This window comes from Pseudomonas sp. MT3 (genome assembly GCF_054720805.1).
Genome location: NZ_JBTVPY010000022.1, coordinates 52,902 through 75,055 on the forward strand (window position 1 = coordinate 52,902; position 22,154 = coordinate 75,055).

Below are 22,154 nucleotides of genomic sequence, written 5' to 3' on the forward strand. Positions count from 1 at the left end.
CGACCTTTCCTAGAGTGACCGGGCCATTTTTCGTCAGAGGGAAACTCATGAAAAAAGCACTTTGGCTGCTCGTGGCGGTCGTGCCGGTCATTCTCGTCGCCTGCGGCGGCGAAGAGAAGAAAGCGCCCCAGGTCGACGCGCTGGCCCTGCCCGGCGATGCCAAGCTGGATTCGCGCAGCGTCTCGTACAAGTGCGAGGACGGCCGCAAGATCAGCGTGCAGTACCTGAACAAGGGCGACAACAGCCTGGCCGTGGTGCCGGTGACCGACGCTTCCAGCCTGGTCTTCGCCAACGTCATCTCCGCCTCCGGCGCCAAGTACGCCGCCGGCCAGTACATCTGGTGGACCAAGGGTGAAGACGCCACCCTGTACAAGGACTGGAAAGGCGGTGAACCCGCTGATGGTGTGGCCTGCAAGGAGCGCTGATTCTCTGCGCGGCACACGAAAGAAAGCCCGGCAGATGTCGGGCTTTTTCATGGGCGTTCGGTCGGTGGGATCGGTGCCGGGCAGGTTCGCGAGCAAGCTCGCTCCTACGAAGAGCAAACCCGCGCGGACGGCGGCCTGTAGGAGCGAGCTTGCTCGCGAACCGCGATGCTAGAAGGTGAACTCCAGGTTCACCGTCGGTGTCGAGGTGCGGGTGCCGCGTCCGCCATCCACGCCGAACTTGTTGTGCCAGTACTCGTAGCCCACGCCCAGCCACAGGTTCGGCTGGCGCTTGGTGCCCGGCAGGGTGGCGAACATCAGCGAGGTGCGGATCAGGGTCTCCGGCGCGGTGTCGTTGTCGTTGTAGTCCTCGCCCTTCTCCCCGGTGTAGTTCAGGAAGCCCTGGAACTTCGCCCCGTGGTCGCCCAGCTGGAACGGCCGCAGCCAGGTCAGGTTGAGCATGTAGGTGGCGTCGAAGGTGTGGTCCGGGTGCTTCGCGTTGGGGATGCCGGAGTGGTTCTTCTCGCGGTAGTAGAACAGCGAGAGATCGAGTACGCCGGGGCTGTTGAACTTCACCGTGGGGCCGAACACCAGCGCGCGTTTCTTCGCCGAGCCGAGGTTGTTGTTGCGGCTGGCGTCGAAGCCGAAGGTGAAGGCGTGGTCCTTCACCAGGCCCTTGCCCTGCGGCAGGTCGAACACCCGCGAGGCGTACAGCTGGCTGCGGAATACCCCGTAGACCTCGCTGCTGCCGTGGTCGGTGCCCTTGCGCGGGTCGTCGCTGTCGGACTGCAGCACGTCGAGGTGGAAGAAGTTGCTGCCGTAGCGGTAACCGTCCGCGTGGCTGAAGCTGAAGATGCGCTTGCTGATGTCGTGCGGGTTGTTCGGGTTGGTGAAGCCCTTGCCGTAGCGGAACCCGAGGGTGTTGCTGGTCCACTCGAAGAAACGGTCATCGTCGGCCTGCGCCATGCCCAGCGGGGCGAGCACCAGCGCGGTGCCGAGGGCGATCCGGCGGCCGGTGCTCAGGCGGCGACTGGAACGGGGTTGGGGGCGGGCGGCGCCAAGGGCCGTCATCGCGGAAGAAACCATGCTGCACCTCTGTGTTGTTCTTATTTTTTGTGGCTTCGGGGCCGGCGTCCCGCAGGGTGAACTGCGGTCGGTGACAGGCTGGGTTCTAATGGTGAATTGCTGACATTGCAAGAAAAATTTGTACACAAGTTCGTATACAAAAATTGACGCGAAAGTCAGAAACGGGGGCTGCGTGGCGAACTAGATGGCTTCGGGACAGGTGCGGCGGTGCGCGGTATCCTGCCCATTATTTCTTCGTTGAATCCTTCCCATGCTGCAGATTTCCAACACCGTGCAGATCCCCGATGCCGAGATCGAGCTGAACGCCATCCGCGCCCAGGGTGCCGGCGGACAGAACGTCAACAAGGTGTCCAGCGCCGTGCACCTGCGCTTCGACATCCAGGCCTCGTCGTTGCCGGCGTTCTACAAGGAGCGCCTGCTCACGCTGAGCGACCAGCGCATCACCGGCGACGGCGTGGTGGTGATCAAGGCCCAGCAGTTCCGCACCCAGGAGCAGAACCGCGAGGACGCGTTGAACCGCCTGGCGGAGCTGATCCGCAGTGTGGCGAAGGTGGAGAAGAAGCGCCGCCCGACCAAGCCGACGCTGGGTTCGAAGACGCGCCGGCTGGAGGGCAAGAGCAAGCGCGGGGCGATCAAGGCGGGGCGGGGGAAGGTCGATTACTGAGGGGCTGCTGTTTTTGTAGGAGCGAGCTTGCTCGCGAACCAGCACCCGCAGCGGAGTCGGTTCGCGAGCAAGCTCACTCCTACAGTGAATCCTGACGCCAGGTACGAATGACGTCAGTGCACCAGCATCCCCGTGAACACATAGGCCTGCGCCAGCGTGATCAACCCGATGAAGGCGGCGAAGATCAGGCTGTGCTTGACCGTGAAGCGGAACAGGTCCGACTCGCGCCCGACCATTCCGGTGGCCGCGCAAGCCACGGCGATGGACTGCGGCGAGATCATCTTGCCGGTCACCCCGCCGGTGGTGTTGGCCGCCACCAGCAAGGTGTCGCTGACCCCGAGCTGGTGCGCGGTGGTCGCCTGCAGTGAGCCGAACAGGGCGTTGGACGAGGTGTCCGACCCCGTCAGGAAAACCCCCAGCCAACCGAGGAAGGGCGAGAAGAACGGGAAGGCCGCGCCGGTTCCCGCCAGCACCAGCGCCAGGGTGGTGGACATCCCCGAGTAGTTGGTGACGAAGGCGAAGGCCAGCACCATGCCGATGGTCAGCACCGGCCACTTGAGCTCCTTCAGCGTCTCGCCGAAAGTCGCTGCGCCGCTCTTTGCGCCGATGCGCAGGATGGTCATGGAGATCAGCGCCGCGAGGAAGATCGCCGTGCCGCTGGCCGACACCAGGTCGAACTTGTAGATCGCCGGAATGGGCGTCGGGTTGGCGACGATGGGCGCGGCCTTGAGCACCAACTGGTCGAGGTAGGGCACGGCGATCACCGCCACCCAGCTCTCCAGCGCGCCGCCGGGCAGGAACATCGCCTTGAACGGCTTCATGGTCCAGATGGTCACCAGTACGGTGAGAATCAGGAAGGGCGACCAGGCCTTGAATATCTGTCCGAAGCTGTACTGCGACTCCTGGCGCTGGCCGCCGCTACCGAGGCCGCCCAGCGTCGCCGTGCCGTCGGCGTTGATGCTGGAGAACTCCGTCTCACGCACGTTCGCCGGCTGCCATACGCGCAGGAACAGGGTCAGGCAGACCATGCTCAGCAGCGCCGAAGTGATGTCCGGCAGTTCCGGGCCGATGAAGTTGGAAGTGAGGAACTGGCTGATGGCGAAGGTGCCGCCGGCCACCAGCAGCGCCGGCCAGGTCTCGCGGATGCCGCGCCAGCCGTCCATCATCGCCACCAGCCAGAAGGGCACGATCACCGACAGGATCGGTAGTTGCCGCCCGGCCATGGCGCCGATCTTGAAGGCATCCACGCCCGACACCTGCCCGGCGACGATGATCGGGATGCCCAGCGCGCCGAAGGCCACCGGCGCCGTGTTGGCGATCAGGCACAGGCCGGCCGCGTACAACGGGTTGAAGCCCAGCCCGACCAGCAGCGCCGCGGTGATCGCCACCGGCGCACCGAAGCCCGCCGCGCCCTCGAGGAAGGCGCCGAAGGAGAAGCCGATCAGCACCACCTGCAGGCGCTGGTCGACGGTGATCGACAGCACCGAGCTGCGGATGATCTCGAACTGCCCGCTTTTGACCGTCAGCTTGTAGAGGAACACCGCCGCCACGATGATCCAGGCGATCGGCCAGAGCCCGTAGAAGAAGCCGTAGACCGCCGAGGCCAGCGCCTTGTCCACCGGCATGTGGTAGACGGTGATGGCGATCAGCAGCGATAGCACCAGGGTGATGGCGCCGGCGACGTGGCCCTTGAGGCGGAACACTGCCAGGGCGAGGAAGAAGAAGATGATCGGCACGAGGGCCGCCAGGGCCGAGAGGCCGAGGCTGCCGAGCGGGGTATAGAGCTGCTGCCAGGTTTGCATGGGGTTTGTCCCTTGTTGTTGTCGGTGGCAAAGCGTCAGCGGTGGATAACTCTTTCAGGTGGCGCACGCGCCGGCAGGTATTGAAAAAGCCCCGCAACGCGGCGCGTAGCGGGGCTTTTGAAAGCTGATTCTGGCAAGCATTTCGGGGTGTCGTCGCCGGCTCGCTTGTGACCGGCGGCGACCTCCACCCGGCCGGTGGCTGTCTGTCGCCAGGGCCGCGTGAGCGCTTTCAAAGCGCGGCCACTCCGGCGTTGGCGACCTGCGCATCCTCGCCGGCCTTCACTCCGGAAACGCCCACCGCGCCGATCACCTGGCCGTCCAGCACCACCGGCACACCGCCTTCGAGCGAGGTGATCAGTGGCGCGGTGACGAAGGCGGTACGGCCGCCATTGACCATGTCCTCGTAGCCCTTGGTTTCGCGCCGTCCCAGTGCCGCGCTACGGGCCTTCTCCGTGGCGATGTAGGCGCTGGCCGGGGCACAGCCGTCGAGGCGCTCCAGGGCCAGCGGGTGGCCGCCGTCGTCGACCACCACGATGGACACCGCCCAGTGGTTGCGCTGCGCTTCGGCGCGGGCGGCGGCGAGAATGCGGCCGACTTCCTGCTGGGTCAAAACGGCTTTGCTGAGCATGCTTGCACCTCGTCTTGAAGGGATTCCAAAGGTGCATCGGCGAGCGCCTCTTCCACCAGTTCGATCCAGTGCCGCACCGGCGTGCGGCCGGCGCCGCCCAGGTGCGTCTGGCAGCCGATGTTGGCAGTGACTATGACTTCCGGGCTGCCGCTCTCCAGCGCCTTCAGGCGGTCGTCGCGCAGGCGCCGGGACAGCTCCGGCTGGGTCAGCGAATAGGTGCCGGCCGAGCCGCAGCACAGGTGGCTGTCCGGCACGGCGGTGAGGCTGAAGCCCAGGCGCGTGAGCACACCTTCCACCGCGCCGCCGAGCTTCAGCGCGTGCTGCAGCGTACACGGGCAGTGGAAGGCGAGTCGGCGATCACCGTGCAGGTGCAGTTCCTCCAGCGGCTCGTCGCGCAGCACTTCGGACAGATCGCGCGACAGTTCGCTGACCCGCCGGGCCTTGGCCGCGTACTGCGCATCGCGCTCCAGCAGATGGTCGTAGTCGCGGACGAAGGCGCCGCAGCCGCTGGCCGTCTGCACGATGGCTTCGGCGCCGGCCTGGATCGACGGCCACCAGGCGTCGATGTTCCTGCGCGCCCGTTCCAGCCCCTGTTCCTGGGCATTCAGGTGATAGTCCACGGCGCCGCAGCAACCGGCGTCCGCCGCCGGGATCACACTGATGCCGAGACGATCCAGCACCCGCGTGGCGGCGGCATTGGTGTTGGGCGAAAGGGCCGGCTGCACGCAGCCTTCGAGCATCAGCATGCGCCGCGTGTGGCGCGGCTTCGGGCGCTCCACGGGCGGATGCGGATGGCGCGGCAGCTTGCTCTGCAGGCTGTTCGGCAGCAGCGGGTAGAAGGTGCGACCGGCCTTGGCCAGCGCGCCGAACAGCGCGGCATTCGGCACCACGGCGCGCAGGCCGCGACGCATCACCCGTTCGCTGAAGGTACGCGGCACCTGCTGCTCGACCACCGCGCGGCCGATGTCCAGCAGGTTGTGATAGTCCACGCCGGAAGGGCAGGTGGTTTCGCAGTTGCGGCAGCTCAGGCAGCGGTCCAGGTGCTCGCGGGTGCTGGCGCTGGGCTCCGCGCCTTCGAGCACCTGCTTGATCAGGTAGATGCGCCCGCGCGGACCGTCCAGTTCGTCGCCCAGCAACTGGTAGGTCGGGCAGGTGGCGGTGCAGAAGCCGCAGTGCACGCAGGAGCGCAGGATGCGCTCGGCTTCCTCGGCGCGTGGCAGGTGCCTGGCCTGTTCGCTCAGGTTGGTTTGCATCAGAGCTCCCTGTACATCCGGCCGGGGTTGAAGAGGCCTTGCGGGTCGAGCTGCTGCTTGAGGCTGCGGTGGTAGCGCAGCAGGGCGGCGGGCAGCGGGTGGAAGCCGTCGTCGCCCGGCGTGTAGCGCAGCGCATGACCGCCGACTTCGGCGACGTTGTTGCGGATCAGCTCGGCATCCGCCTCGGACTTCAGCCAGCGCTGCGCACCGCCCCAGTCGATCAACTGTTCGCCCGGCAGGGGCAGTGCCGGCGTGGCGTTCGGCAGCGAGAGCCGCCAGAGCGTGCCGGGGCCGGCGAAGAAGCCCAGGCGCTGCTCGCGCAGGTCCTGCCAGTAGGCGCTGTCGATCTCCTCGCCGCCCAGGCGCAAACGTGCGGAACACACCGAACCTTCACCCCCTTCCAGGCGCAGGTGCAGCGCTGCGCCGTCGTAGCAGGCGGCGGTGATCGGGATCGGTTGCGCTCCCCATTCGGCGAGCTCACCCAGCGCCTGGTGGACGCCCATTTCCAGGCGCAGGCTGGCGCACATCCGCGGCTTGGGCAGCACCTTCATCGAGACTTCGGTGATCACTCCCAGGCAGCCGAAGCTGCCCGCCAGCAGGCGCGACAGGTCGTAGCCGGCGACGTTCTTCATCACCTCGCCGCCGAAGCGCAGCAGCTTGCCGTGGCCGGTGATCAGCCGCGTGCCCAGCACGTAGTCGCGCACCGAACCCGACCAGGGGCGGCGCGGGCCGGAGAGCCCGGCAGCGACCACGCCGCCGAAGGTCGCGCCCGAATGATCGGGTGGCTCGCACGGCAGCATCTGTCCGGCCGCCTCCAGCGCCGCTTCGATCTCCGCCAGCGGCGTGCCGGCGCGAGCGGTCAGCACCAGTTCGGTCGGGTCGTAGCTGACGATGCCGCTGTGCGGACGAGTGTCCAGTTCCACGCCGTTCACCGGGCGACCGAGGAAGGCCTTGCTGTCGCCGCCACGAATGCGCAACGGCGTGCGCGCGGCGAGCGCCTGGTTCACCTGCTCGAGCAGTTCGCTGCTGGCATCGGGCATCAGAAGCGCTCCAGGTCGGGGAAGGGCAGTTGCCCGTGGTGCACGTGCATCGCACCGAATTCGGCGCAGCGGTGCAGGGTGGGGATGTTCTTGCCGGGGTTGAGCAGGCGGTCCGGGTCGAACGCCGCCTTCACCGCGTGGAACAGGGTCAGCTCGTCGCTGTTGAACTGCGCGCACATCTGGTTGATTTTCTCGCGCCCCACGCCGTGCTCGCCGGTGATGCTGCCGCCCACCGCCACGCAGAGTTCGAGGATTTTCCCGCCGATGGCCTCGGCGCGTTCCAGCTCGCCGGGCACGTTGGCGTCGAAGAGGATCAGCGGGTGCATGTTGCCGTCGCCAGCATGGAACACGTTGGCCACGCGCAGGCCGAATTCCTGCGACAGCTCGGCGATGCCATGCAGCACGCGTGGCAGCTCGCGACGCGGGATGGTGCCGTCCATGCAGTAGTAGTCCGGCGAGATGCGCCCCACCGCCGGGAAGGCGTTCTTGCGTCCGGCCCAGAAGCGCACGCGCTCGGCTTCGTCACAGGCCAGGCGCACGTCGGTGGCGCCGGCTGCCCGAAGCACGCGGTCGACGCGCTCGCAGTCGTCCTGCACGTCGGCTTCCACGCCGTCCAGCTCGCACAGCAGGATGGCCGCCGCGTCCACCGGGTAGCCGGCGTGGATGAAGTCCTCGGCGGCGCGGATCGACAGGTTGTCCATCATCTCCAGCCCGCCGGGGATGATGCCGGCGGCGATGATGTCGGCCACCGCGCGGCCGGCCTTTTCCACCGAGTCGAAACTGGCCAGCAGCACCCGCGCCACCTGCGGACGCGGCAGCAGCTTGACGGTGACTTCGGTGACGATGCCGAGCATGCCCTCGGAGCCGGTGAACAGCGCCAGCAGGTCGAGACCGGGACTGTCCAGGGCGTCGCTGCCCAGCGTCAGGTGCTCGCCCTCGACGGTAAGGATGTCGACCTTCAGCAGGTTGTGCACGGTCAGGCCGTACTTCAGGCAATGCACGCCGCCGGCGTTCTCGGCGACGTTGCCGCCGATGGAACAGGCGATCTGCGAGGATGGGTCCGGCGCGTAATACAGCCCGTGCGGCGCGGCGGCCTGGGAAATCGCCAGGTTGCGTACGCCGGGCTGAACGCGGGCGTAGCGCCCCTGCGGGTTCACCTCGAGAATCCGGTTGAAGCGCGCCATCACCAGCAGGATGCCTCTCTCCAGCGGCAGCGCGCCGCCGGAGAGCCCGGTGCCCGCGCCGCGCGCGACCACCGGCACCTTGCGCGCATGGCAGAGCCTGAGCAGCGCCTGTACCTGCTCGATGCGCTCGGGCAGCGCCACCAGCATGGGCACGGTGCGGTAGGCGGAAAGGCCGTCGCATTCGTAAGGCTTGAGGTCTTCGGCGCGGTGCAGCAGTTCGAGGTCGGGCAGGGCCGCACGCAGCTCGGCCAGCAGGGCGGACTTGTCGACGGCAGGCAGCGCGCCATCGACGCGCTCGTCGTAGAGGATGTTCATAGGCTGACGGTGCTCTGATCTTGTTTTTTTGTTCGCGCCCGCCAGGCGGTCGCGTGGAGCCACGGCACGCTGAAAATGCGACCGCCGATCAGGTCGCGTCCACTGGCATCGGCGCTGGTCCTACCAGTTCTTGTACGGTCGTACACTGGAAAGCCCCAGTCCTGACAGCTAGGGTTCTGGACAGCCGTGCGGGTGAGAGCCTGCTGGTCCTACCAGTTACGGAGATCCGTGATGACGACTTATGCACAGGGCAAGCAGCGTGTCGCCGACCAGGTGGCCGAGAAGATCGAGCGGTTGATCGTCGATGGCGTACTCAAGGTCGGCCAGGCTCTGCCCTCGGAGCGGCGCCTGGTGGAGAAGCTCGGCTGCTCGCGCTCGGCGTTGCGTGAAGGGCTGCGTGCACTGCGCGGGCGCGGCATTGTCGATACCGAGCAGGGGCGCGGTTCGTTCGTCGCCGACCTGACCGGCGCGGAGGACGTGTCGCCGCTGCTGCACCTGTTCCGTTCGCAGCCGCGCACGCTTTACGACCTGCTGGAAGTTCGCGCGCTGCTGGAAGGGGAGTCCGCGCGACTGGCCGCGTTGCGCGCCACCGAGGCCGACCTGGTGCTGATCGACCGGCGCTTCGAGGAGATGCACGCCGCCTACGACGAACCGCAGCCGCTGGACCCGCGCGAGCATGCGCGGCGCGATCACGCCTTTCACCAGGCGATCAGCGAGGCCTCGCACAACCCGGTGCTGGTGCACACGCTGCAGTCGCTCAACGAGCTGATGCTCAGCACCGTGTTCGCCTCGGTGAACAACCTCTACAACCGGCCGCCGCAGAAGCGCCAGATCGACCGCCAGCACGCGCGGCTGCATCGCGCCATCAGCGAACGCCAGCCGGAACAGGCCCAGCGCGCCGCCCGCGAACATATCCACAGCGTGCGCGACAACCTGCGGGAGATCGAGCAGGAGGAACAGCGGCTGGTGCGGGCGACCTTGCGGCTGGAGGGCTGGAAATAACGGTTATTCGGCTTTAGGTGTGAAACCTGCTTACGCCGCCAAACACACCATCCTGCACATTCCGGGACTTCGCCCACGAGAATGGCGCGCCACGGTGCATGGCGTATTTGAGTTCGGCGGTCATCAGGTTTTATGCGTACATGGTCTTTTCCGCTCGCTCGTCGTCAAAATCCTTGAGCTGGCCGAACGCGCGATTTCGACCAGCCGTCCGCTGCAGCCCAGTCATAGGCGGTGAACAGCGCGAGACGGTCCGCATCTGGGGAATCTTCGCGCCGATGGACGAACACTGAGCTAAAGGCGCAATTACAGGTGGAAATCGCCCGCGGCTTCCGGCTGGTAAAGTACTTTCCTGATCCCAATCCGGCGGGTCCGATCAGAAATTCGCCAGTCGATGGCGTCCCCCTCCTGATAGCCCAGGATGGCGGCACCGATGTCGGAGCACACGGAGTGCTTCCCGGCGCTGCTGTCCGCGTCTTCAGGGTAGACCAAGGCCACCTCGATCTCTTCGTCATCCAGCTGCAGCAAGGTCCTGGAGTTCATCGTGACGACATTGCGCGCCACCTGCTGCGGCTTGACGACAATGGCTCGCTCAAGCTCATGTTCGAGTTCAACAACGGCCGGGCCGTGCTCGAACGCGATCAGACTCTCGAGCCTGGCCTTGTCTATTTCAGTGATGTAGATCTCAGTGGAGTCGCCAACGGCACCTTCGCGCAAGAACTGGAGATAGCGCCCCGCGGTCATGGAAAACGACTTCAATGCCGGCGTTTCGTTCTCAAGCAGAAAGCCGCTGCGCAGAAAGGCCTTCAGCGAGCGCCCGTTGTCCGGGTGGATCTTGGCGATGAGCTTCTCGGCCCGCATGTCGAGGAAGGCCAGTTTCATGCCTTCGCGGATTGTGCGGGTGCCAAGGTTCCGGCCCCATTTGTCGCTGTCTCCGATGACCAGGACTATCTCGCAATTCGAGCCGGTCTTGATGAGACGGACAAAGCCCACCGGGGTGTCATGTCGGTCATAGGCCATGAAGAATCGGCCGCCCCGGTTGAATAGATGGGTCAGGATCGGCAATTGAGTCCGATTGATGGCTTGTTCGATGGAGCGGGAGACATGACGCGAATCGCTCAGATAGCAGGTTACGCGCTCATCCTCCAACCAATCCATCAGCGTCAGCGCGTGTGCCCGAGTAATTTCAGGGCACAGCGAAATGAAAGGCTTGTTCATCTTCACCATACTTATTTGTAAAGAATGAAAGCCCTTCATGGCTATGGCCATGACGGTTCTTTCGGCAAACCGCTCATCTTAAGGCATATCGCGAATAATGCCGAATCACGGTGAGGGGCCAGGGGCTTGCCGGACGTCCCACGGTAGTTTCCTCGGTGGGCCAGCATCCACGGGGCGCCGGAAACGCAAGCCCATGATCGACCGTCAGATACGGCGTGCTGTGATCCATGTGCCGATGGCCCACGTATCCACGTCGCCAGTCGCGGCCAGCGCCCTGGCAGCCCTTGGTCATCCCAGTCCGCAGATAGACCTCGGGGCGAATTGCGCCGCAGGGGTAGAGCACGCCGCCCACCTCCAGCACTGCCAGTTCGGTCGCGCGAATGCCGCGAGCGGGCCATGCCCGTGATTGCGTGACGGGCCGGCTACTGGCCGGAGTGCGAAGTCAGGATTCGGTGGGGGCAGGGCGCTTCGCTCCAGGGGCGGACTTTGTCCGCTCATCGCGGGCATGGCCCGCTCCTGCAGGTTCGGGCTTCTCGCTACGTCCCTTGCGTTCGCGCATCTCGGCCACCATGCGCTCGGCATTGGCCTGGCAATCCATGCCGGCGGGCTTGTTCTCGATGCCGTCGATCACCGCCAGCAACTGTTCCCGGTTCTGCCGCAACTGCTGCTCCATCGCTTCGATTTCCGCCACCTTGCGACGCAGGCTGGCGAGCAGCTCGTCGTGGCCATTCTTCAGGGCCGGGGCGGAGTGGGGCAGCAGGTTGCGGATTTCCTCCAGGCTGAAGCCGGTCTGCTGGGCGCAACGGATGATCTCCAGCAGGTCGAGGGTTTCCGCCGGGTACTCGCGGTAGCCGTTGGCGCCACGACGCACCAGGGCGATCAGGCCGCTGGCTTCGTAGAAGCGGATGCGCGAGGGCGCCAGCCCGCTGAGGCTGGCCAGTTCACCGATTTTCATGAAGGGCTCCGAAAGGGGCTTGACCTTAAAGTGAACTTTAAACTTAACCTCGCCGGCACCACAACAATGGAGGCCTGCCATGTCCCCTTTCCAGCCCCTGCGCCTGCCCAACGGCGGCGAAGTCCCCAATCGCATCGCCAAGGCCGCTATGGAGGAGAACCTCGCCGACGCCGATCAGGCGCCCTCGGCCGAACTGCTGCGCCTGTACCAGGCCTGGGCTGAGGGTGGCGTCGGCCTGATCATCAGCGGCAACGTGATGATCGACCGCCGCGCCATGACCGGTCCCGGCGGCGTGGTGCTGGAGGATGAGCGGCAACTGGCGCGCTTCCGCGAATGGGCGCGCATCGGGCGCTCCGCCGGCGCGCAGTTCTGGCTGCAACTCAACCACCCCGGCCGCCAGGTACAGGCCAATCTCGGCCAGGGCGCGCTGGCGCCGTCGGTGGTGCCGCTGGAGATGGGGCGCTTCTCCAAGCTGTTCGCGGTGCCTCGGGAAATGAGCGACGCGGATATCGCCGAGGTGATCGAACGCTTCGTCCGCGCCGCCGTTCTCGCCGAGCAGGCCGGGTTCAGCGGCGTGCAGATCCACGCCGCCCACGGCTACCTGCTCAGCCAGTTCCTCTCGCCGCTGAGCAACCGGCGCCGGGATTGCTGGGGCGGTACGCTGGAGAACCGCGCGCGCCTGTTGCTGGAGGTCGTCCGGGCGGTGCGTGCGAAAGTCTCGCCGGACTTCTGCGTCGGGGTGAAACTCAACTCGGCGGATTTCCAGCGCGGCGGTTTCGATGCCAGCGACGCCCGGCAGGTCATCGGTTGGCTGAATGCCGAATCGGTGGACCTGGTCGAGCTCTCCGGCGGCAGCTACGAGGCGCCGGCGATGCAGGGCGACGCACGCGATGGGCGCACCTTGGCCCGCGAGGCCTACTTCCTCGAGTTTGCCCGCGAGATGCGCGATGGCGCGCGGATGCCGCTGATGGTTACCGGGGGGATCCGCCGCCTGGCGGTCGCCGAACAGGTGCTGGACAGTGGCCTGGACATGGTCGGCATCGGCACTGCGCTGGCGCTGGAGCCGGGGCTGGTCGAGCACTGGCGCGCCGGCCACGATGCGCAGCCGCAGTTGCGGCCGATCCGCTGGCGCTCGAAGCCGCTGGCGGCGCTGGCCTACATGGCCTTGGTCAAGTTGCAACTGCGCCGCCTGGGCGACAGCCGCCGCCCCGATCCGCAAGCCTCGCCGCTGCGCGCGTTGTTGCTGGAGCAATGGCGCACGCAACGGCGCACCCGGCAGTACCGGCGCTGGATGGACGGGCAGGCGGGGGCCTGAGCTGTGGCGAATGCTAGCGGCGGATAGCGTCCGCCAGGCGTGCAGGCTGCGATGGCGATCTGCTTGTCGCTGCGCCCGGCGAACCGCCGGGTAGCAGCGTGCTGCAGGCGCCACGGCTGACGGGGGCGAGGGGCACGAACAGCTCGCATCAGCCGAGCGAGCGTGCTTGCAGAACCATCAACCCTCGAAGCTGCAGCCGATCCGTCCCAGTCCTTCGATTTCCAGCTCGAAGTCATCCCCGGGCGTGACTTGCGACATCGGCGCCAGCGCCCCGCAGAGCAGCACATCGCCGGCCTTCAGCGGTGCGCCCAGGCGCGCCATGCGCCGCGCCAGCCAGAGGGCGATGTCGAGTACGGCGGTAATGTTCGTCTGGGTCGGCGGAAAGGCCGGCGCGCCATTGCGCAACAGTTGTACCGCCGGCGCCGTGCCTTCCAGCGTCTTCAGTGCGACCGGCTGGCCGCCGGTGAGGTAGAGGCCCGCACAGAGATTGTCGGCGATGGAGTCGAGCAGGCCGATCTGCCAGTTGGCCACGGCGCTGTCGTTGATCTCGATGGCCGGGACGGCGCCGTCGATGCAGGCGCTCAGGTCGGCAAGGTCCGGCTCGCTGGCGGGCAGGTCGCGTCCCACCAGCAGGGCGATTTCCGCCTCGACGCGGGGTTGCAGCAGACGGTCGCGGGGGATACGTGCGCCAGGCTGGCAGCGCAGGGACGCGAGCAGTCGGCCGTAGACCGGTTCGTCGACTTTCAGCGCCGCCTGCATCACCGGTGAGATCAGGCCGGCCTTGGCGCCCGCCAGGTGTTCCCCGGCCGCCAGCGCCAGGTCGATGCCCAGCGCCTGCACGCGGTAGGCGTCGTCGAGCCCGCTCAGGACGTAGGTCGCCGCCGGTGCGGCGAGGGGCGTTCGGCTGGCCCGCGCGTGGGCCAGGGCGCGGGCGGCGGCGTGATGGTTGTCGGTGCTCATGGCGCGTCTCCTCAGCGGCAAGGGATTTCGCCGACCACGGTGGTGCGATACATCTCGCGGCGCATGCCGTGGTAGTCCGATACCGGGTAGTGCCAGGTGCTGCGGTTGTCCCAGATCGCCAGGGTACCCTGGGTCCAGCGCATGCGGCAGGTGAAGGCGGGCTGGGTGGCGATGCTGAACAGATACTCCAGCAGCGGCTGCGACTCGGCGGGGCGCATGCCCTTGATGCCGCTGGTGTAGGCGGGGTTGATGAAAAGGATCTTCTTGCCGGTTTCCGGGTGGCGGGTCACCAGCGGGTGGGAGCGCACCTCGCCGTCGTGGTTGCCGTAGCGCACTGCCATGTTTTCCATCAGGTCGTTGTGCTTGGCCTCGGCGCCGTAGGCGCGCTCTGGGCTGTGGATGGCGTCCAGGGTCTCCAGCTGGGCGCGCAGCTTGGGCGACAGCCATTCGTAGGCCAGTGCCAGGTTGGCGTAGAGGGTGTCGCCGCCGAACGGCGGGATATCGTGGCCGTAGAGCAGGGTGAAGGCGGGCGGGCGTTCCTGGAAGGACCAGTCGGTGTGCCAGGCGCCACCGAACACCACCGGGGTCTTCTCGTTGGCTTCCTTGACCACCCGTACCACATGAGGATGGTCTTGCATGCCGATCACATAGGGCTCACGGCCAAACTCGCCGAAACGCAGGGTGACGGCTTCGAGGTCTTCCACGCTGAGCGACTGACCACGGATGAACAGCACCTTGTGTGCCAGCAGGGCTTGGCGCAGCTCGGCGAACCCTTCCTCGCCCAGTTGCTTGAGATCGGCGCCGGTGACGTCCGCACCGATGGCGCCGGTGGCGGGGACGATGCTGAAGTGGCGGTAGTCGGCTGCGCGGTTCTGACTCGGCAGCGCGTAGAAGAACTCGAACATGGGGATGCCTCTTGTGGGTGTTGTTGGCCACTCAAGGATGGTCAGCGCGCGGGCTTTCTTCCATGATGAAATCCGCCAAAAATTGATTTTTTCCGCCAGAGCAAACCACCAAGGAGCCCGCGATGGATTGGCGCCAGACCCGTGAGATCACCGGCGTACGCTACCTGCTCGACAGCGCCCGCGAGGAGGGGCTGGCCGAGGAGGAGTGCCTGGTGGGTAGCGCCATCGCGCCGGCGGACCTGCAGGCACGCGCCGGGCGTATCCAGGCATGGCAGGAGCTGGCGGTGATCCGCAATCTGCTGCAGCGGGTCGCTCGGCCCGGTCTTGGCCTGTCTACCGGACGGCGCTATCACCTCACCTCGCTGGGGTTGCTGGGTTTCACCATGCTCGCCAGCCGTACGCTGCAGGAGGCCTTCGAGACCTTCGGGCGCTTCCAGAGCCTCGCGCTGACCCTTTGTCCGGTCAGCAGCGAGCTGGAGGCGCGCGGGCTGTGGCTGCTGTTCGATGACCGCGTGCTGCCCGAGGACGCCCGCGCCTTCGTGGTGGAACGGGGTATCGCCGGGTGCTGGCAACTGTCCGGCGAATTGCTGCAACGACCGCTGCAACCATTGGCCATCGAGCTGCGCTGTGCCGCGCCGGCGGATGACGGAGCGTTCCGCGAGATGTTCGGCATCGCGCCCAGCTTCGATGCTCCGCGCAACGCAATGCTGTTTGCCGCGGAGGATTTGCGGGTGCCGTTGCCCCAGGCGCAGATCAGCGCCCGCGACAGCGGCGAGCAACTGTGCGAACGCCTGTGCGGCGAACTGGCCCTGACCCTGGCCGCCACAGCCACTGCGCGGCAGGTGCAGCAATTGCTGCTGCGCGACTCCGCGACCCTGCTGGGCGCCGCGCAGGTGGCTGAGCGGCTGGGCCTTTCCGAGCGCACGCTGCAACGGCGTCTGGCGGAGGAAGGGCAGAGTCTTCAGGTGCTCAACGATGGCATCAAGCAGCGTCTTGCCGAACGTCTTTTACGCGAGTCGCCGATGGACCTGCAGGGCATCGCGCAGTGCCTGGGGTATGCCGAGGCGGCGAGTTTTTCCCGTGCTTTCCGGCGTTGGACGGGGCAGTCGCCGGGACGCTGGAAACGTCAGTCCGGAACCCTGCCGACGTGCTGAAGTCGAACCGCCCGCGAAGCCTATGGAATGGGCAGGAATGCCGAGATAGAGCCTCGCAAGCTGGCGGTTAGCCATCCCGCGAGGATTAATTTCGCGCGCGTCCCATCCGTTGCCCTGAAGAGGCGCATCGCCTTTTCCCGCGATGCGCCCATGACAAGAAGGAGAACGTCATGCCCTCAGCAACCTGTCCGCGCACGGGCCCTGGAACGGACGCCGAAACGCATTCCACCGCACTGCATTGGCCGGCGTGAGCCGCCATCCACCGCTTGCACCGGCGGCCGCGCAAGCGGCGCGACCGTGTGCCCCTGGCCGGGCTTCCGGCCGTTACCCGAGGATTGAGGGATTCGATGAGCAAGACCTTCCGAACGGCCGCCGCGCTGGGTTGCCTGCTGGCCGCTGGAGTACCCGCGCAGGCCGGCGCCAGCGAACTGCAGGCGCAGATCCGCTGGACCCGCTACGGCATTCCGCACATCCAGGCGAAGGATGAACTGGGCCTGGGCTACGGCATCGGCTATGCCTACGCTCGTGACAACGCCTGCCTGCTGGCTGAGGAAATCGTCACTGCGCGTGGCGAGCGTTCGCGCTATTTCGGCGCGGATGGCAAGTCGTCCGCCGGTATCGGCAACCTGCCTTCGGACTTCTTCTACACCTGGCTCAACGACAGCGAATCCCTGCACCGCATGCACGGCGCGCAGCCGCAGCCGATCCGCGATCTGCTGGACGGCTACGCCGCGGGTTACAACCGCTGGCTGTGGGAAACCCAGGCGACCGCTACGCAATGCGCGGGCAAGGCGTGGTTGCGGCCGATCGAGGCCGACGATCTGCTGCGTCTGACCCGTCGCCTGCTGGTGCAGTCCGGCGCCGGGCAGTTCGCCGAAGCGATGCTGGCCGCCACACCTCCCGGGCAAGCGACGACCTCGGTGGTGAGCGACGACGAGGTACTGGCCTCGATGGAGCGCCGCGCGACCTTCCACCAGGACCACGGCAGCAACGCAGTGGCAGTGGGCAGCGAGCGTTCGGCGGAGGGCGGCGGGCTGTTGCTGGGCAATCCGCACTTTCCCTGGTCCGGCGCGCTGCGTTTCTACCAGATGCACCTGAGCATTCCCGGCCAACTCGACGTGATGGGCGCCGCGCTGCCGGGCATGCCGCTGGTGAACATCGGCTTCAGCCGTGACCTGGCCTGGAGCCACACCGTGGATACCTCCAGCCACTTTACCCTGTATCGCCTCGAGCTCGATCCGCAGGACAGCCACCGCTACCGCGTCGACGGTCAGTCGCGCCCGCTGCGCGAGGTCACGCTACGGGTGCGGGTACGCGAGGCTGACGGACGCATGAGCACGCGCAGCCATACGCTGTACGAATCCGAATATGGTCCGCTGCTCAGCGTCCCCGGCAAGTTTCCCTGGAGCGCCGGGGAAGCCTTCGCCCTGCGCGACGCCAACCTGAACAACGACCGGGTGCTGCAGCAGTGGTACGCCATCGACCACGCACGTAGCCTCGACGAACTGCGTGGCAGCATCGAACGCCTGCAGGGCATCCCGTGGGTGAATACCCTGGCCACCGACGCCGGTGGCCAGGTGCTCTACCTCAACCAGTCGGTGGTGCCTTATCTCAGCGCGCAGCAACTGGCTGACTGCACTGTCGCCGGATTCCAGAAACAGGGGCTGCCGGTACTGCAGGGCAGTCGCCGGGCCTGCGATTGGGCGAGTGCGCCGGGTGCCCGTCCGGGCCTGACGCCGCCGACGCAGATGCCCGCGCTGCTGCGCGAGGACTTCGTGCAGAACTCCAACGACAGCGCCTGGTTGAGCAACCCTCAGGCGCCGCTGACCGGTTTCTCGCCGCTGGTCAGCCGCGACTCGATCCCGGTCGGTGCCCGCACCCGCTTCGCCCTGACGCGTCTGAAGGGCGACGACAAGATCAGCCCGGACGACCTGCGGAAAATGGTCACCGACAACCGCGTGTACCTCGCCGACCTGCTGCTGGACGACCTGCTGCAACTCTGCCATCCGGTACCCGACGGTGCCGCCGCGGCCTGCTCGGCGCTGGGCGCCTGGGACCGCCATGTGAACCTCGACAGCAACCCAGGTTTCGCCTACTTCCAGGCCTTCGTCGATCGCTTCGAGAAAATCCCCGACGCCTGGCGCCGGCCTTTCGACCCCGAGCTGCCGCTGGCGACCCCATCGGGTATCGCCCTGGACCAGCCCGAGGTCCGGCGCCAGGCCCGGGAGGCGCTGCTGGCGGCGGCGAAGGAAATCGATGGACGCAACATCCGCGCCGATGAAACCTGGGGCCAACTGCAGGGCGTGGGCGACCTGAACGCACGCCTGGGCATTCCCGGCGGCACCGGGGAGGAGGGCGTATACAACGCGATTCACTCGGAGTGGCAGGGCGATCACTACCGGGTGCTCAGCGGCAGCAGCTACATCCAGCTGGTGAGCTTCACCGACGACGGCCCGCAGGCACGGGGGCTGCTGGCCTTCTCGCAATCCAGCGAGCCCGGCTCGCCGCACTACCGCGACCAGACCGAACTGTTCGCCAGGCAGCAGTGGCCGGAGCTGCCGTTCACCGAGGAACAGATCGAGGCCGATCCCGCGCTGAAGGTGTTGGACCTGCGGGAACCTTGAGTGATGGGGGGCCTGCTCTTCCGGGATGGCCCGCTCCAACCCCTGAACACCGTAAGGCGTACAACCGTTCGCGGTTGTACGCCGGCGCATGCGGTGCCTGCCCGGCTTATGGTCGGGCCCGGTGTGTGCGATGAAGAACACGCGGTGGATAGCGTCGAATGTTATCCACCCTACATCTGCACAGTACGGATCCTACGATTCCTTGATGGGGTCCTTCGTGTTCAGTCCCCCCTTTGTTCGGCGGCTTTACCCTGCTCGGGAGAAGGTTGGCGGGGGACGGCCAGCTTCACGGATCACCGTCCTGTATCAGTTCTGATGCCTTCCCAGGAGCACTTGATTACCTCGCTGGGGGAAAGTCGTTAGCGCAGGTATGCCTCGGGTTACGCGCCGCGCTGCGAAGTTCATCCGATAAGGCAGCAAGTACGGAAATTTCACTCACATCTGTCGTCATTTGTGTCGGTTCAGGAATGACAGAATTACAGGCTCTGCTGGCCTGGCGGTCAGTTTCCTCGTTCTGACAATGCTTGATGATTTCGCAAAAAACTCTTCGTCCTTATCTGCTGATCGCTGGGTTGGGGATTGCTGTCGGGTCACTGCTCCGGCCGGCCCAGCTTGGCCCCCCGGAAAGCAATCTGGAAACTGATTGGAGCCTGCCTGAGCCTCCGCAAAAACCATTTGGCTCCACCGTCGCTACAGACATTTCTTCCCTCTCATGGTGGGGAGAGAAGCACGAGTCGCTGGCAATGCAGGGCAGCCATGAGGCCTCAACCGTCGTCAAGCGCAAGGTGGCCTGGTGCTTCAAAGGCGTGGTCTTGATGGCTAACAAGCGCTATGCGCTGGTAGCGGAGGACGCCAACGCCCAACCCAAGCGATATCTGCCAGGAGAGTCCCTGCCGGGTGGCGAGCGCTTGGAGATGATTGACGCTCAAGGAATTCGTTTTTCTCTCCCTGACGAAGGGGGCGATCAGGAAAGGAAACTCTATGTACCAGCCGAATAAAGTCCTTCTACCGTTCGTGCGGCGCGCACTTCTGGCGGCGCTCTGTGGGGGCGCAATAGGAGGATGTACGACCGAACCGATGAAAATTCCAGAATCACTGCGTACCGGGGCCTCGGCGGAGGAAGCCGAAGCGGTGCCTGGAAACGCAAGTTCTCCCGGCACAGGCAATGGTGGTTCAAGAGAAGCCCAGGGGCCCGCGTTCGGGACAACGCCCCGGGCGGGCGGGAGTGCTCAGGCCGGGGTAGTGGACAAGCTGGACCGTGTGAAGCTGGATGATGGAAAGGCCAATGTCACCGTCAACGTTGAGGACGTGACGTTGGCTGCCTTCATCAATGAGGTATTCGGAAACATCTTGGGGCTTTCCTTTGAAATCGATAACAACCTGAAGAACAAAGCGGACCGTGTGACTTTGCGGCTCGAACAGCCTCAGACCTCGCAGATGGTTTACAACGTGGCCTCGCAGGTAATGGCGAACTATGGTGTGGAAATCGTCAAGCAAGGCGATGTGCTGCGCTTCCAGATCAAGCAGATCGGCCTGAGCCCGGACGAGCCGCCGATTCTCATCAGTGGTGATGCACGTCCTGATGTGCCTATTGCGTATCGGCCGGTGTTCCAGTTTGTCCAGTTACACAATGTCGATGCCAAGGATGTGATCCCTTGGCTCAGCAGTGCGTATGAAAAATCGGGCCTTACAGCCACCGCTGATGGTGCTCGTGGTGGGCTGATGCTGAAAGGGATGTCATCCATCGTCACTCAGGCAGCCAAAGCTGTCGAGTTATTGGATCAACCTTTCATGCGGGGGCAGTACAGCCTGCGTATCGACCCGGCCTTTGTTTCGTCGGAGACACTTGCCAAGCAACTCAAGACCTTGCTGGTGGCCCAGGGCTACAGCGTCGGATTGGGAGAGGCGTCCGGCAGTATCGTGTTGGTACCGCTGGAAAGTTCGAACGGCCTGATTGTCTTTGCCAATCAACAGTCTTTGCTCCGCCTGGTTCGGGAGTGGGCTGAGCAGGCAGATCGTGCGCCCGCAATCAGCGCAGTCGAGGACGGATCGGGAAGCGCTAAGGAGGGGCTGTTCTTCTATGAAGTGCGTAACACTCGGGCCACTGATCTGGCGAAGTCTCTGCGTTCGCTGATGTCTGGCTTGGGTGGTGGGGGCGCTTATGGTTTGACGCCTGATCTGAGCAACAGTGCCTCCAAGCGTGCTGCAGTCGATAGTGCCGTGCCCAATCGCCCTGGCTCAGGTGACATGGGCAGCACTAGAAACGCTGGAGTTTCGCCCTTGTTGCAGTTGGCGGGCACCCAGGCGCTCTTGGGGGGGGCAGGAAATAGCGGCCTGATGGACAGCCTCGCATCAAGCATGATGGGGGGAGGCACGTTGGTCGAAGATGAGAATCGCAATGCCATTCTTTTCCGGGGGCCTGGGCGTACATGGCAACAGTTGCAGCCGATGCTTAAACAGTTGGATAGGCCGGCGCGGCAGGTTCTGATTGAAGTAACCATAGCCAGTGTGGATCTCGTTGATAATAGAAGCTTCGGAATCGACTGGTCTTTTGGTACGGGCGATTTCAGTGATCTGAAAGAAATTGGCAAGAAAATTGAACTAGGCCCAAAGGGTGAGTTCAGCTATCTGATTAATACTGCGGGTGGTGCGCATGCGCTGTTAAGCGCGGTTGCGCAAAACAATCGTGCCAGAATATTGGCTACTCCCAGGGTCCTGGTAAAAAGTGGTCAGCAAGCCAATATAAATGTGGGCTCAGATATCCCCGTCACGACAACGCGTCAGAACGATGGAAGCAGTACAGACGGTACTTCAAACATTATTCAGGGGATATCTTATCGGTCTACAGGTGTGATATTGAACGTTTCGCCCGTTGTCTATTCTAATAATAGAGTGGATCTGACTGTTAGTCAGGAGGTTAGCTCTTCCGGAGCCGGCGGAAGTAGTGGTGGCTCATCGGATGGATCTGATAGCTTGACTCCCACCATAACCAGGACATCTATGGAGACGGCGCTGACGCTACAGAGTGGTGGTTCGATCTTCATGGGCGGATTGATTCGAGAGAATGGAGATGACGGAAAATCCGGTATTCCTTGGTTAAAGGATGTTCCAGTGCTTGGATATCTCTTTGGGAAGAGTAGCGTGAACAAGTCGAGGAGTGAGGTTGTGATGCTTATACAGCCCTACATTATCGAGGGGGCTGATGAGGCCAGGGATGTCACTGAGAGGCTCAGGCAGATGATTGAGCCTGAGCTGTCATGTCACAAGAGTCCGGGGGCTTGTGGCTGATGGTGTACTTGGGTTTTTTATGTCTCTGATAGTTTGATCTAGGTCAATGTTTAAAAAATGCCCTGTGCCGTTGGTATGGGGCATTTTTTTTTGATTATTTATGGCGTCTGTAGGAAGTTCTTTAAATGCCAGGGAAGAATCTGAAGGATTTATTCCTGAGTGCTTGAGGAAATTTCTTTGTTTCTGGTTTTGCCCGCTAATGCTCTCTGCTTCTGTTGTTGAAACTCCCTTGTGGTTGTATAAAACCTTCGGAAATCGTAATCCCGAGAGGGGCGGTTTTTGCTGTAGTAAGCCAAGCTATATATGGGGCTGGGCAGCTAAAGGTATTCGACAACGAGCTCG

19 protein-coding genes are annotated in these 22,154 nt (G+C 64.7%); 9 read left to right on the top strand and 10 right to left on the bottom strand.

Annotated features, from left to right (window positions below):
* Window positions 1-47 precede the first annotated feature (47 nt).
* Window positions 48-425 carry an MliC family protein gene (locus ACYCAX_RS20725; RefSeq protein WP_460248737.1) on the top strand — a complete coding sequence of 126 codons (378 nt, stop codon included), beginning with the start codon at window positions 48-50 and terminating at the stop codon, window positions 423-425.
* Window positions 426-593: 168 nt separating this feature from the next.
* Here ACYCAX_RS20725 and ACYCAX_RS20730 read toward each other — a convergent pair whose 3' ends face one another.
* Window positions 594-1,388, bottom strand: a complete 795-nt coding sequence (locus ACYCAX_RS20730) for a nucleoside-binding protein (RefSeq protein WP_294981012.1) — start codon at window positions 1,386-1,388, stop codon at window positions 594-596.
* A gap of 370 nt (window positions 1,389-1,758) precedes the next feature.
* Between ACYCAX_RS20730 and arfB the strand changes: the two genes are divergently transcribed.
* A complete protein-coding gene (arfB, locus tag ACYCAX_RS20735) occupies window positions 1,759-2,172 on the top strand; it encodes an alternative ribosome rescue aminoacyl-tRNA hydrolase ArfB (protein ID WP_015476420.1) in 414 nt (137 codons plus the stop codon).
* 113 nt (window positions 2,173-2,285) lie between these two features.
* On the opposite strand, the gene ACYCAX_RS20740 is transcribed toward arfB, so the two are convergent.
* The 5 genes from ACYCAX_RS20740 to glcD all read right to left on the bottom strand — a co-directional run bounded on the left by ACYCAX_RS20740 (window position 2,286) and on the right by glcD (window position 8,394).
* Entirely contained in the window at window positions 2,286-3,974 is a 1,689-nt protein-coding gene (locus ACYCAX_RS20740) for a lactate permease LctP family transporter (protein WP_294981507.1), read from the bottom strand.
* Window positions 3,975-4,203: 229 nt separating this feature from the next.
* Window positions 4,204-4,602, bottom strand: coding sequence for a heme-binding protein (locus ACYCAX_RS20745; protein ID WP_294981503.1), 399 nt, complete (start codon window positions 4,600-4,602; stop codon window positions 4,204-4,206).
* A complete protein-coding gene (gene glcF, locus ACYCAX_RS20750; RefSeq protein ID WP_460248738.1) occupies window positions 4,581-5,855 on the bottom strand; it encodes a glycolate oxidase subunit GlcF in 1,275 nt (424 codons plus the stop codon). The genes ACYCAX_RS20745 and glcF overlap by 22 nt, the downstream gene beginning before the upstream one ends.
* On the bottom strand, window positions 5,855-6,895 hold the full coding sequence (gene glcE, locus ACYCAX_RS20755; protein WP_460248739.1) for a glycolate oxidase subunit GlcE: 1,041 nt from the start codon (window positions 6,893-6,895) through the stop codon (window positions 5,855-5,857). Before glcE ends, glcF begins: the two co-directional genes overlap by 1 nt.
* Complete coding sequence (glcD, locus tag ACYCAX_RS20760) at window positions 6,895-8,394, bottom strand: glycolate oxidase subunit GlcD (protein WP_460248740.1); 1,500 nt, start codon at window positions 8,392-8,394, stop codon at window positions 6,895-6,897. Before glcD ends, glcE begins: the two co-directional genes overlap by 1 nt.
* Before the next feature lie 231 nt (window positions 8,395-8,625).
* Here glcD and glcC point away from each other — a divergent pair, with 231 nt between their 5' ends.
* On the top strand, window positions 8,626-9,396 hold the full coding sequence (gene glcC, locus ACYCAX_RS20765; protein ID WP_460248741.1) for a transcriptional regulator GlcC: 771 nt from the start codon (window positions 8,626-8,628) through the stop codon (window positions 9,394-9,396).
* 19 nt (window positions 9,397-9,415) lie between these two features.
* Window positions 9,416-9,631, top strand: a complete 216-nt coding sequence (locus ACYCAX_RS20770) for a hypothetical protein (protein WP_460248742.1) — start codon at window positions 9,416-9,418, stop codon at window positions 9,629-9,631.
* 68 nt (window positions 9,632-9,699) lie between these two features.
* Here the strand turns inward: ACYCAX_RS20770 and ACYCAX_RS20775 are convergent, their stop codons facing one another.
* Both ACYCAX_RS20775 and ACYCAX_RS20780 read right to left on the bottom strand, forming a co-directional pair.
* On the bottom strand, window positions 9,700-10,662 hold the full coding sequence (locus ACYCAX_RS20775; RefSeq protein WP_460248743.1) for a bifunctional GNAT family N-acetyltransferase/nucleoside diphosphate kinase regulator: 963 nt from the start codon (window positions 10,660-10,662) through the stop codon (window positions 9,700-9,702).
* A 391-nt stretch (window positions 10,663-11,053) separates the two neighbouring features.
* Complete coding sequence (locus ACYCAX_RS20780; RefSeq protein ID WP_460248744.1) at window positions 11,054-11,566, bottom strand: MerR family transcriptional regulator; 513 nt, start codon at window positions 11,564-11,566, stop codon at window positions 11,054-11,056.
* Window positions 11,567-11,645: 79 nt separating this feature from the next.
* Between ACYCAX_RS20780 and ACYCAX_RS20785 the strand changes: the two genes are divergently transcribed.
* Window positions 11,646-12,881, top strand: a complete 1,236-nt coding sequence (locus ACYCAX_RS20785) for an NADH:flavin oxidoreductase/NADH oxidase family protein (protein ID WP_460248745.1) — start codon at window positions 11,646-11,648, stop codon at window positions 12,879-12,881.
* Between the two features lie 177 nt (window positions 12,882-13,058).
* Here ACYCAX_RS20785 and ACYCAX_RS20790 read toward each other — a convergent pair whose 3' ends face one another.
* Window positions 13,059-13,841, bottom strand: a complete 783-nt coding sequence (locus tag ACYCAX_RS20790; RefSeq protein ID WP_460248746.1) for a 2-keto-4-pentenoate hydratase — start codon at window positions 13,839-13,841, stop codon at window positions 13,059-13,061.
* A gap of 11 nt (window positions 13,842-13,852) precedes the next feature.
* Complete coding sequence (locus ACYCAX_RS20795; protein ID WP_460248747.1) at window positions 13,853-14,746, bottom strand: TauD/TfdA dioxygenase family protein; 894 nt, start codon at window positions 14,744-14,746, stop codon at window positions 13,853-13,855.
* A 122-nt stretch (window positions 14,747-14,868) separates the two neighbouring features.
* On the opposite strand from ACYCAX_RS20795, the gene ACYCAX_RS20800 reads away from it, so the two are divergent.
* From ACYCAX_RS20800 to ACYCAX_RS20815, 4 genes are all read left to right on the top strand, one after another.
* The gene (locus ACYCAX_RS20800) at window positions 14,869-15,900 is read left to right on the top strand and encodes an AraC family transcriptional regulator (RefSeq protein ID WP_460248748.1); all 1,032 of its coding nucleotides are present in this window, start codon (window positions 14,869-14,871) and stop codon (window positions 15,898-15,900) included.
* Window positions 15,901-16,247: 347 nt separating this feature from the next.
* Complete coding sequence (gene pvdQ, locus ACYCAX_RS20805; protein ID WP_460248749.1) at window positions 16,248-18,524, top strand: bifunctional acylase PvdQ; 2,277 nt, start codon at window positions 16,248-16,250, stop codon at window positions 18,522-18,524.
* 527 nt (window positions 18,525-19,051) lie between these two features.
* The gene (locus tag ACYCAX_RS20810; RefSeq protein WP_460248750.1) at window positions 19,052-19,522 is read left to right on the top strand and encodes a hypothetical protein; all 471 of its coding nucleotides are present in this window, start codon (window positions 19,052-19,054) and stop codon (window positions 19,520-19,522) included.
* Complete coding sequence (locus tag ACYCAX_RS20815; RefSeq protein ID WP_460248751.1) at window positions 19,506-21,812, top strand: secretin N-terminal domain-containing protein; 2,307 nt, start codon at window positions 19,506-19,508, stop codon at window positions 21,810-21,812. The genes ACYCAX_RS20810 and ACYCAX_RS20815 overlap by 17 nt, the downstream gene beginning before the upstream one ends.
* The last annotated feature ends 342 nt before the right edge of the window (window positions 21,813-22,154 follow it).

Coding starts and splice junctions, on each gene's coding strand:
- glcE (WP_460248739.1), bottom strand. CDS start 6,895: ATGCCCGATGCCAGCAGCGAACTGCTCGAGCAGGTGAACCAGGCGCTC.
- ACYCAX_RS20780 (WP_460248744.1), bottom strand. CDS start 11,566: ATGAAAATCGGTGAACTGGCCAGCCTCAGCGGGCTGGCGCCCTCGCGC.
- ACYCAX_RS20795 (WP_460248747.1), bottom strand. CDS start 14,746: ATGTTCGAGTTCTTCTACGCGCTGCCGAGTCAGAACCGCGCAGCCGAC.
- glcD (WP_460248740.1), bottom strand. CDS start 8,394: ATGAACATCCTCTACGACGAGCGCGTCGATGGCGCGCTGCCTGCCGTC.
- glcC (WP_460248741.1), top strand. CDS start 8,626: ATGACGACTTATGCACAGGGCAAGCAGCGTGTCGCCGACCAGGTGGCC.
- ACYCAX_RS20740 (WP_294981507.1), bottom strand. CDS start 3,974: ATGCAAACCTGGCAGCAGCTCTATACCCCGCTCGGCAGCCTCGGCCTC.
- arfB (WP_015476420.1), top strand. CDS start 1,759: ATGCTGCAGATTTCCAACACCGTGCAGATCCCCGATGCCGAGATCGAG.
- ACYCAX_RS20790 (WP_460248746.1), bottom strand. CDS start 13,841: ATGAGCACCGACAACCATCACGCCGCCGCCCGCGCCCTGGCCCACGCG.
- ACYCAX_RS20775 (WP_460248743.1), bottom strand. CDS start 10,662: ATGGCCATAGCCATGAAGGGCTTTCATTCTTTACAAATAAGTATGGTG.
- ACYCAX_RS20800 (WP_460248748.1), top strand. CDS start 14,869: ATGGATTGGCGCCAGACCCGTGAGATCACCGGCGTACGCTACCTGCTC.
- ACYCAX_RS20725 (WP_460248737.1), top strand. CDS start 48: ATGAAAAAAGCACTTTGGCTGCTCGTGGCGGTCGTGCCGGTCATTCTC.
- glcF (WP_460248738.1), bottom strand. CDS start 5,855: ATGCAAACCAACCTGAGCGAACAGGCCAGGCACCTGCCACGCGCCGAG.
- ACYCAX_RS20745 (WP_294981503.1), bottom strand. CDS start 4,602: ATGCTCAGCAAAGCCGTTTTGACCCAGCAGGAAGTCGGCCGCATTCTC.
- ACYCAX_RS20810 (WP_460248750.1), top strand. CDS start 19,052: ATGATTTCGCAAAAAACTCTTCGTCCTTATCTGCTGATCGCTGGGTTG.
- ACYCAX_RS20730 (WP_294981012.1), bottom strand. CDS start 1,388: ATGGCGCAGGCCGACGATGACCGTTTCTTCGAGTGGACCAGCAACACC.
- ACYCAX_RS20815 (WP_460248751.1), top strand. CDS start 19,506: ATGTACCAGCCGAATAAAGTCCTTCTACCGTTCGTGCGGCGCGCACTT.
- pvdQ (WP_460248749.1), top strand. CDS start 16,248: ATGAGCAAGACCTTCCGAACGGCCGCCGCGCTGGGTTGCCTGCTGGCC.
- ACYCAX_RS20785 (WP_460248745.1), top strand. CDS start 11,646: ATGTCCCCTTTCCAGCCCCTGCGCCTGCCCAACGGCGGCGAAGTCCCC.